This window comes from Litorivivens sp. (genome assembly GCF_057445395.1).
Genome location: NZ_JBVBUV010000108.1, coordinates 1 through 8,780, shown reverse-complemented (window position 1 = coordinate 8,780; position 8,780 = coordinate 1). Strand labels below are relative to the sequence as shown.

Annotated in this window: 7 protein-coding genes; 1 reads left to right on the top strand and 6 read right to left on the bottom strand. The window is 53.9% G+C overall.

Annotated elements, in window-relative coordinates; genetic code table 11:
- Window positions 1–103: 103 nt before the first annotated feature.
- Window positions 104–2,098, top strand: a complete 1,995-nt coding sequence (locus tag AC222A_RS18120; RefSeq protein WP_372765259.1) for a DUF3604 domain-containing protein — start codon at window positions 104–106, stop codon at window positions 2,096–2,098.
- Here the strand turns inward: AC222A_RS18120 and AC222A_RS18115 are convergent.
- From AC222A_RS18115 to AC222A_RS18090, 6 genes are all read right to left on the bottom strand, one after another.
- Window positions 2,090–2,701, bottom strand: coding sequence for a DUF924 family protein (locus AC222A_RS18115; protein ID WP_372765257.1), 612 nt, complete (start codon window positions 2,699–2,701; stop codon window positions 2,090–2,092). The two genes, AC222A_RS18120 and AC222A_RS18115, sit on opposite strands and share 9 nt — an antisense overlap.
- 139 nt (window positions 2,702–2,840) lie before the next feature.
- Window positions 2,841–3,893, bottom strand: coding sequence for a 2-oxoacid:ferredoxin oxidoreductase subunit beta (locus tag AC222A_RS18110; RefSeq protein ID WP_372750388.1), 1,053 nt, complete (start codon window positions 3,891–3,893; stop codon window positions 2,841–2,843).
- A gap of 5 nt (window positions 3,894–3,898) precedes the next feature.
- Entirely contained in the window at window positions 3,899–5,743 is a 1,845-nt protein-coding gene (locus AC222A_RS18105; protein WP_486775387.1) for a 2-oxoacid:acceptor oxidoreductase subunit alpha, read from the bottom strand.
- 1 nt (window position 5,744) lies between these two features.
- Complete coding sequence (locus AC222A_RS18100) at window positions 5,745–7,520, bottom strand: FAD-dependent oxidoreductase (RefSeq protein ID WP_486775386.1); 1,776 nt, start codon at window positions 7,518–7,520, stop codon at window positions 5,745–5,747.
- Between the two features lie 332 nt (window positions 7,521–7,852).
- On the bottom strand, window positions 7,853–8,455 hold the full coding sequence (locus tag AC222A_RS18095; RefSeq protein ID WP_486775385.1) for a transglycosylase SLT domain-containing protein: 603 nt from the start codon (window positions 8,453–8,455) through the stop codon (window positions 7,853–7,855).
- Window positions 8,452–8,780 (bottom strand): BRCT domain-containing protein (locus AC222A_RS18090; RefSeq protein ID WP_486775384.1); only part of this gene is annotated, 329 nt, incomplete at its 5' end. The genes AC222A_RS18090 and AC222A_RS18095, both read right to left, overlap by 4 nt.

The window sequence follows — 8,780 nt, the reverse complement described above, 5'->3', positions numbered from 1 at the left end:
AAGAAAACCGCTACCAGCAGGTTAATTCATGTGTTTTAATGCTTGATAATACACCAGCCGCTCTAGCGGACATCCAGTCATCACGCAACGAGGCTTTGTCGCCATGTTAATGCCAACCGTCAGACAACTCCTTGGATTACTATGTATCAGCCTCTTTTTCACAGCGTCGGCCATAGCCGAGCCTTGCCAAGATTACACGGAAGTAAAACGCCCGCTGTATGGCGATCTGCATGTGCATTCCAGCTATTCATTCGATTCGTACATTTCCAGCCAGCGCAATGACCCCAGAGAGGCGTATCGCTACGGCAAAGGCGAAGCCATCACCCTTCCCGACGCAGATGGTAAGCAGGCTGTTAGAGCCCAGATTCAGCGACCACTGGATTTTATGGCTGTCACCGACCACGCGGAGTTTCTTGGTCCGATTCATGTGTGTACACAGGATTCGAGCAAGCTCGGATACTGGTTTCCCGCCTGTATCGCCACGCGCAGCTCCTTTTTTATATTACAACTGCTGGCGGCGGACTATTGGGTAAATCTGGGCGTTGCCGGCTCTGGCAAAGAGAAGGAATCCAGCTTTGCGTGCACGCTGTCGGACTGCGACGCCGCAGAAAAATCTGCCTGGGACAACATCCAAAAAGCTACCGCTGACTTTAATGATGCCTGCAAGTTCACAACCTTTGTTGGTTACGAATACACTGACGCCCCAGAATTTAACAACCTGCACCGCAACGTGATTTTCCGCAACGAAAAGGTCACTGACCTGCCAATTTCTGCGTACGACACTGGCTCGTACAACTTCCCGAAACTGTGGCAATTACTGCGTAAAGAATGCCTCGAAGGCAAACCGGGCTGTGACGTGATGTCTATACCGCATAATCCCAACCTATCTGGCGGACTGATGTTTCCCGATCCGAAAACCCCGCAGGAAGCAAACGACCGCCTGACCTTTGAACCCGTTGTGGAATTGATACAGCACAAAGGCGCCTCGGAATGTCGCTTTGATCGCCTGGCCGGGCGCGGCGCGGCCACCGCGGATGAAGCGTGTGATTTTGAGCAGATTAAGAATGACAGCCTTGCCATGCTGGGCAGCGTCGCTGGCGAGGTACGCACACTCGAAGCCGACCCAGTAGCAATTGACGATTTTGGCCGGCGCAATATGGTACGCAACGTACTCAAAGACGGCACCAGACTTGAACAGGATACCGGGCAAAACCCATTCAAGATGGGCTTTATCGGATCGACCGACACCCATAGCGCAACACCCGGCGCCGCCGAGGAAGATAACTATCCCGGCCACCTGGGCCGCCGTGATGCCGGCTACCGAAACATTCAGGATCACTTCTCGTCCAATGCCGGCGGCCTGGCTGTGGTTTGGGCGGAACAGAACACCCGCGATGCGGTGTTCGATGCGATCCGCCGCAAGGAGACCTACGCAACCAGCGGCACCCGGCCGACACTGCGGTTTTTTGGCGGCTGGAATCTGGCCAGCGATTTGTGTGAAAACCCCGACATGATTCGAACCGCATACGCAAATGGCGTACCCATGGGAGGTGATTTACCAGCGGCTACCGAAGGCTCACCACGCTTTCTGGTCGCTGCCAGTAAAGACCCGGGACCACCGGGAAGAATCGGCACCGATTTGCAGCGATTGCAAATTATCAAAGGCTGGACCGATGCCGAAGGAAATACCCATGAACAGGTGTTCAACGTAGCTGGCGGTGACACTGGCGCCACAGTAAACCCGAAAAGCTGCGCACCCGAAGGGGCTGGCTTTGCCAGCCTCTGCACGGTGTGGCAAGACCCGACCTTTCGAGCTGACGAAAATGCCTTCTATTACGTGCGGGTACTCGAAAACCCCACCTGCCGCTGGTCTACCCTCCAATGCAAGAGCGCCGGCGTGGATCCGTTCAGCGCAAACTGTGCCGTTCAGGCGGAAATAGCCACGGCCGCAGCGAAAGACGAAGGTGCCTGGGGAGAGGATGTTTATGGCAAGTGCTGCCTTGATCCGGAAAAAGAGCCGTTCTACTCACCCATTATTCAAGAGCGCGCGTGGAGCTCGCCCATCTGGTACAGCGCAACAAAAGTACCATCAAAATGACGACCCGGGCCGTTTGAGAAATTCGATTTCCTCGGGCGAAGACTCGCGCCCGAGGATTGCATTGCGATGCGGAAAGCGCCCAAAACGCGCAATAATATCGTAGTGGCGCTGGGCAAAATTCAAATAGTTGGTGAACAGTTCCCGGTGTGCTTTGGGAGCACAATCCACCAGATCCCGATACCGTCGCACACTCTCTTCCTGATCATCCATCGACTCAGAGTGCTCTAAAGGCAGGTAGAAGAAGACCCGCTCTATCGGACGTAACAATTGATCCACTGAATCACTCAAACCTTCCCGACACCAGCGTCGCGCCAGCGAATCCTCGGCAAAGGCCTCGGGTTTATCTCGGTAAATATTACGCCTGAATTGATCAATAAGAATAATTGCCGCTAGACGTCCCTCCGGCACGTCTAGCCAGTGAGTCAATGCTCCTGAACTAGCCTGCTCTACCCTATGAGAAAACTTAGCCCAGATCAGATGGTCGCTATCATCAGATTTCCCCCACCACAGGTCAGAATATTCTGCAGCGACGTCACCATCGTCGCTGGAATCACCAAACCAGAAATTCAACACGTATTGCCAATCGTCTACCAGATCCATCATGGCGGGCTGCCTTGTGACAGGGAAAGGTTAGAATTTCGGCGTTTTTGCGGTTGGGGTCAAGGGGTAAGGCAAAGGCCTGTCTTTCCGGGCAAGCTCCTACGCGAATGCCTAGTAGCCTGCCCGGCGCGCGAAAGCCGAGCTAACGCAGGCTTTCGTTGAGGTTATCCAGCACTTTCTGTCCTGGACAGAGATCGGATTCTGTCAGCGAGCGCAGGGGTTTATTGCTGGTTCCAATAATCTCATGCAGATCGCGCGAATCCTCATCCATATACAACAGGCCGGTTAGAATCTGATCTTTGGCTTTGTAGTCCTTGATCAGTTTCAGCGCAGAACGCCGGCTACTGATATCCAGTTCCGTATCCGCCTTCTGCAGGTGCACCACGGAGCCGTCATGCAGGGTAACTTCCTGCGATTCTCCCGCCTCATAGCTGGTGGTGATTTCCTGCTTTACTGGCACAAAGTCCACTGTCCCGGTCGCAGCCAGATGGTCGCGTACATGCTCGTAGCCTTTGGTCGACGCCGGATTGTTGTTAAACGTTACGCAAGGGGAAATCACATCGATAAAGGCAAAGCCGCGATGAGAGATTGCCGCTTTTATCAATGGCACCAGTTGGTTGCGGTCGCCTGAAAAACTGCGCGCCACAAAAGTGGCACCCAACTGCAACGCAACGCTGGCCAGGTCAATCGGCTCAAACGGGTTAGGCTCACCCTTCTTGCTAGACGACCCCACATCCGCTGTGGCTGAGTCTTGCCCCTTGGTCAGGCCATAGCAGCCGTTATTCTCAACCACATACATCATGTTCAGGTTACGGCGTACGGCGTGGGTGAACTGCCCCATGCCAATGGAGGCGGTGTCACCGTCACCCGATACACCCACATAGATCATGTCGCGGTTGGCTAAGTTCGCGCCAGTAGCAACAGACGGCATACGGCCGTGAACTGAGTTGAAACCGTGTGAATTGCCCAGAAAATATGTGGGTGTTTTTGACGAACAGCCAATACCCGACAGCTTGGCAACCTTGTGCGGCTCGATGGACATTTCAAAGCAAGCCTGCACAATGGCTGCACTGATGGAATCGTGACCACAACCGGCACACAGTGTGGACAGCGCTCCTTCATAATTGCGGCGCGTATAGCCCAGCTCATTGACCGGCAGTTCGGGATGACGAAAATTGGGACGCTGATAGGTCATCGTAATTACTCCTTATTGCCGGCTTTTTTGTGTAACGGCGTCACGTTGTCGCCACGCACAACCGAAGCAATGCTCTCTCGAATCTTTCTTGCGGTAATGGGCATTCCGTCGTAGTTCAGAATGGATATCAAGTCTTTGGGCGACACTTCGCACTCATTGACCAGTAGCGACTTCATCTGCGCATCGCGGTTTTGCTCGATAACAAAAACCGTTTCATGGCTGGCAATAAAGTCATCAACCTCGGCGTTAAACGGAAATGCTTTCAGGCGCAAACTGTCTACCCTGATGCCCTCGTCGGCGAGGTAGTCCAAGGCTTCCATGGTGGAATCCGCGCTGGTACCAAAGTGAATCACACCCACCGCATTCCCGTCGCTGCTAACTTCAGGTGCCGGTACGGCGGTTTTTGCGGTTTCCCATTTTTTCAGCAGGCGCTGCATGTTCTTTTCATATTCGGCCCCGTCTTCGGTATACACCGCATACTCATCACGCGATGTACCACGAGTAAAGAAAGCGCCTTTGGTGGGATGGGTGCCGGGATAGGTGCGGTAGGGAATGCCGTCGCCGTCCACATCCAGGTAGCGACCAAAGCGCTCGCTCATGCTTTCCAGCTGCTCTTCGTTCAGCACCTTGCCCCGCTTGTATTCGCGGCCATCTTCCCAGGTTAGTGGCTCAGACATATTATCGTTCATGCCTAGATCAAGATCAGTGAGCATGATCACCGGAGTTTGCAGGGTTTCTGCCAGATCGAAAGCTTCGGCTGTCATGTCGAAACATTCTTTAGGTGTGGATGGAAACAGCAGCACATGCTTGGTATCACCGTGTGACGCGTAGGCGCAGGCCAACACATCAGATTGCTGGGTGCGCGTTGGCATGCCCGTCGATGGACCCGCGCGCTGCACGTCAATCAGCACCGTGGGAATTTCCGCAAAATAGGCCAGCCCCAGAAACTCACTCATCAGCGAGATGCCCGGGCCACTGGTTGCGGTAAATGCCCGCGCACCGTTCCAGCTTGCACCAATGACCATGCCTATCGCAGCCAGCTCGTCTTCAGCCTGCACGATAGCGTAGTTTTTGCTGCCACTGCCGGGATCAATACGTAAACGCTTGCAGTATTTGTCGAAGCCGTCCACAACCGAGGTAGAAGGCGTAATCGGATACCAGGCGGCAACCGTAGCGCCACCATAGATCGCCCCGAGAGACGCGGCTGTATTGCCGTCTATCAGAATTTTGTCACCCACCTCGTCGCGGCGCTCAACGCGAATACCGATGGGACACTCGTAGTGCTCACGCGCATAGTGGTAGCCCAGCTCGAGAGCGTGGACGTTGGGAACCACCAGCTTTTCCTTGCCTCTGAACTGATCAGACACGATGCCGGTGAGCACGTCGAACTCAATGTCGAGCAAGGCGGCTAGCGCGCCCACATAGATAATGTTGCGAAACAGCTGACGCTGACGCGGATCGGCATATTCCCGGGTGCAGATATCCATCAACGGAATCCCGATAATGTTGATATCGGTGCGCACCATACGAATATCCAGCGGCTTGCTGGAATCGTAGAGAAAATAACCGCCAGGCTCTACTTCACGGATGTCGCGCGCCATACTCTGCGGATTAACACAGACCATGATATCCACACCGCCGCGACGGCCCAGATAGCCTTTTTCGCTGATGCGCACTTCAAACCACGTCGGCAGGCCCTGAATGTTAGAGGGAAAAATGTTTTTCGGACTGACCGGCAGTCCCATACGAAACAGGGCCTTGGCAAACATATTGTTGGCACTGGCCGATCCGGTACCGTTTACGTTGGCAAACTTGATAACGAAATCGTTAACTGACTGAATTCTATTCATCCTACTGCCCCGCTTTCGTTACCGAGTAATAAAACTTCTGCATATCCCAAGCGGCGGTTGGGCAGCGCTCGGCACACAGACCACAGTGCAGGCACACGTTCTCGTCTTTGATCATGGCCCGTCCGGTTGGCAGGTTGTCCGACACATAGATATCTTGCGCCAGATTGGACGCGGGCATTTTCAGCTTTTGGCGGAGCTGAGCCTCCTCGGTATCGTTGACCTCAAAGGTGAGGCAATCCGTAGGACAAATGTCGACGCAGGCATCGCACTCAATACAGCGGTCTTCTGCAAATACTGTTTGCACATCACAATTCAGGCAGCGTTGGGCCTCTTTAAAGGCGGTTGCGGCATCAAAGCCTAACTCTACCTCCAGCTTGCGATCAGACAGTGTTCTTGACAGCTCAGCCTGGGGAACCACGTAGCGCTTGTCATCTTCAACGGCGCTGTCGTAACTCCATTCGTGTATCCCCATCTTCTGACTGACCAGCGTAACGCCGGGCGCCGGACGCTGATCTACAGTCTCTCCCCGACAGAACAGATCGATGGAAATGGCAGCTTGATGACCGTGGGCGACCGCAGTAATAACATTCTCTGGGCCGAAAGCGGCGTCGCCACCGAAGAAAACCTTGGGATTGGACGACTGGAAAGTAACCTCGTTAACGACTGGCATATCCCATTTTCCAAACTCCACGCCAATATCCCGCTCGATCCAAGGAAACGCATTTTCCTGGCCGATGGCCATCAATACGTCGTCACACTCGATAAAGACCGGCTCTTCGCCAGTCGGCACCAGTGATCGCTTACCATTGTCATCGTATTGCGCTTCCACCTTCTCAAACATCACACCCGCGAGCTTGCCGTTTTCTACAACAAACTCCTGCGGCACATGGTTGTCCAGAATGGGGATACCTTCGTGCTGGGCGTCTTCTTTTTCCCAGGGTGAAGCTTTCATATCAGCAAAGGGGCTGCGTACGACCACCTTCACATCCTCACCACCCAATCGACGAGCCGTGCGGCAGCAGTCCATCGCGGTATTACCGCCACCCATAACCACAACTTTCTTACCAACGGTCGAGGTATGACCAAAAGCCACACTGGACAGCCAGTCGATACCAATATGGATATTAGCGTCGGCTTCCTTGCGGCCCGGCAGATCAAGGTCTCGTCCACGCGGTGCCCCGGTGCCGACAAAAATCGCGTCGTAATCCTTGTCGAGAATAGATTTAAGACTATCTACGTACGTATTGAACTGGGTCATCACACCCATATCGAGAATGATGTTCACCTCCTCATTCAACACCTCTTCCGGCAGCCGGAAAGCCGGAATCTGGCTGCGCATAAAACCGCCGCCTGCGGGCTGGTCATCGTACAAGTCGATGGAATAACCCAGAGGCATCAGATCCCGGGCCACAGTTAAGGACGCCGGACCACCCCCTAACAGCGCAATTTTTTTGCCGTTTTTGGTTTTGGGGATCGCCGGTAAGCGGTCGGCAATGCTGGACTTATTGTCTGCTGCTACCCGCTTCAGGCGGCAAATAGCTACAGGCTCGTCCTCAATGCGCCCCCGACGACAGGCCGGCTCACATGGGCGGTCGCACGTGCGACCGAGCACACCCGGGAATACATTGGATTCCCAGTTGATCATGTAGGCATCGGTGTAACGTTGAGCGGCAATGAGGCGGATGTATTCCGGCACGGGAGTGTGGGCCGGACAGGCATACTGGCAATCGACCACCTTGTGAAAATACTCGGGGTCTTTAACGTCTGTGGGTTTCAATGCTCTTTCCGTTGCGTCTTATAAAAATACAGAACGGCGGCTGTGGCGCTCATCTAGACGACGCGCCAAGGCATTCCGCCAGCTAAAACAGAAAGATTACAGCACAATGATAATCAAAATTCAGCAAATAAATGTTTTCGCGGCAGGGAGAAAAACTTAAAAGAAATCATTGGTATAACGAACTGGCCAATTTGTAATAAATAGACAAACTGACGCGGATTATGGAAAATCGCTCCACGCTAATGAGAATGATGCGCATTATTGTTTTTGGATGGCAAAGAGCCTTTTAGCCCCGATCAGGAAGGTGGCCCGCTCGAGCAAAGCGCACGGCTCTAGAACCAGCCAAAAAACCAGCCGCCCCGCTCCAGTTCTTCGCGGCAAGCTGCCAGCTGCTGGGTATAGTTCTGGGAGCGGGCCGAGACTTTGTGGGCGACGCGTTTTAGCCAGGCCTTGTCACGGAAAGTGCGGCGATTAAAGCCGCCGTGACCCTCGTGGTACGCGAGATACAGGTGATAAGTATCGGCGGGGTTGATTTTGCACATGCGGGCAGACTGGTTGTTGTACCAGCCAACAAAGTCTATCGCATCATCAAAATCATCGCGGTCGGCACCCCTCCGACCGGACTTGCTCTTGTACCAATCCCAGGTGGCATCCTTGGCCTGGGCATAGCCGTAGGCATCGGAAACGCGGCCCGCCGGTATGATCCAGAGAAAATACTTACGCGGTGGCTTCGCCTTGGCGCGAAACCGGGATTCCTGGTGCATGATGGCCATCATCGTGGGGATCGGCGAGCCCCAACGCTCCGAGGCTTTTTGCGCGTCTTTATACCAGCCGTCTTTTTCACGAAAAATTTCGCAAATATTGTCGACATTGCGTGGCGGCGTGGCACAACCGGCCAGCAAAATCAGCGCCGTAATACAGATTAGCCACCTCATATAGAGTGCTCTTGCAGTAGTGTCAAAAAAGCTTTCTCATCAATTACTTCAACACCGAGCTTTTCGGCCTTAGTTAATTTACTTCCCGCCGATGCTCCTGCAACTAGCGATGTAGTTTTTGCCGACACACTCCCCGCCACTTTCGCGCCCAAGGCTTGCAGCTTTGCCTTGGCCTCATCGCGGGTCATGCTTTCCAGCGTACCGGTAACCACCCAGGTCTGTCCTGCCAGCGGCAACTCGGAAGGGTCTTTAACTTCGATATCGGGCCAGTGAATTCCTGCGGCTATTAAGGCGTCAATCACTTCGCGGTTATGCGCTTCGGCAA

Coding starts and splice junctions, on each gene's coding strand:
- AC222A_RS18115 (WP_372765257.1), bottom strand. CDS start 2,701: ATGATGGATCTGGTAGACGATTGGCAATACGTGTTGAATTTCTGGTTT.
- AC222A_RS18120 (WP_372765259.1), top strand. CDS start 104: ATGTTAATGCCAACCGTCAGACAACTCCTTGGATTACTATGTATCAGC.
- AC222A_RS18095 (WP_486775385.1), bottom strand. CDS start 8,455: ATGAGGTGGCTAATCTGTATTACGGCGCTGATTTTGCTGGCCGGTTGT.
- AC222A_RS18105 (WP_486775387.1), bottom strand. CDS start 5,743: ATGAATAGAATTCAGTCAGTTAACGATTTCGTTATCAAGTTTGCCAAC.
- AC222A_RS18110 (WP_372750388.1), bottom strand. CDS start 3,893: ATGACCTATCAGCGTCCCAATTTTCGTCATCCCGAACTGCCGGTCAAT.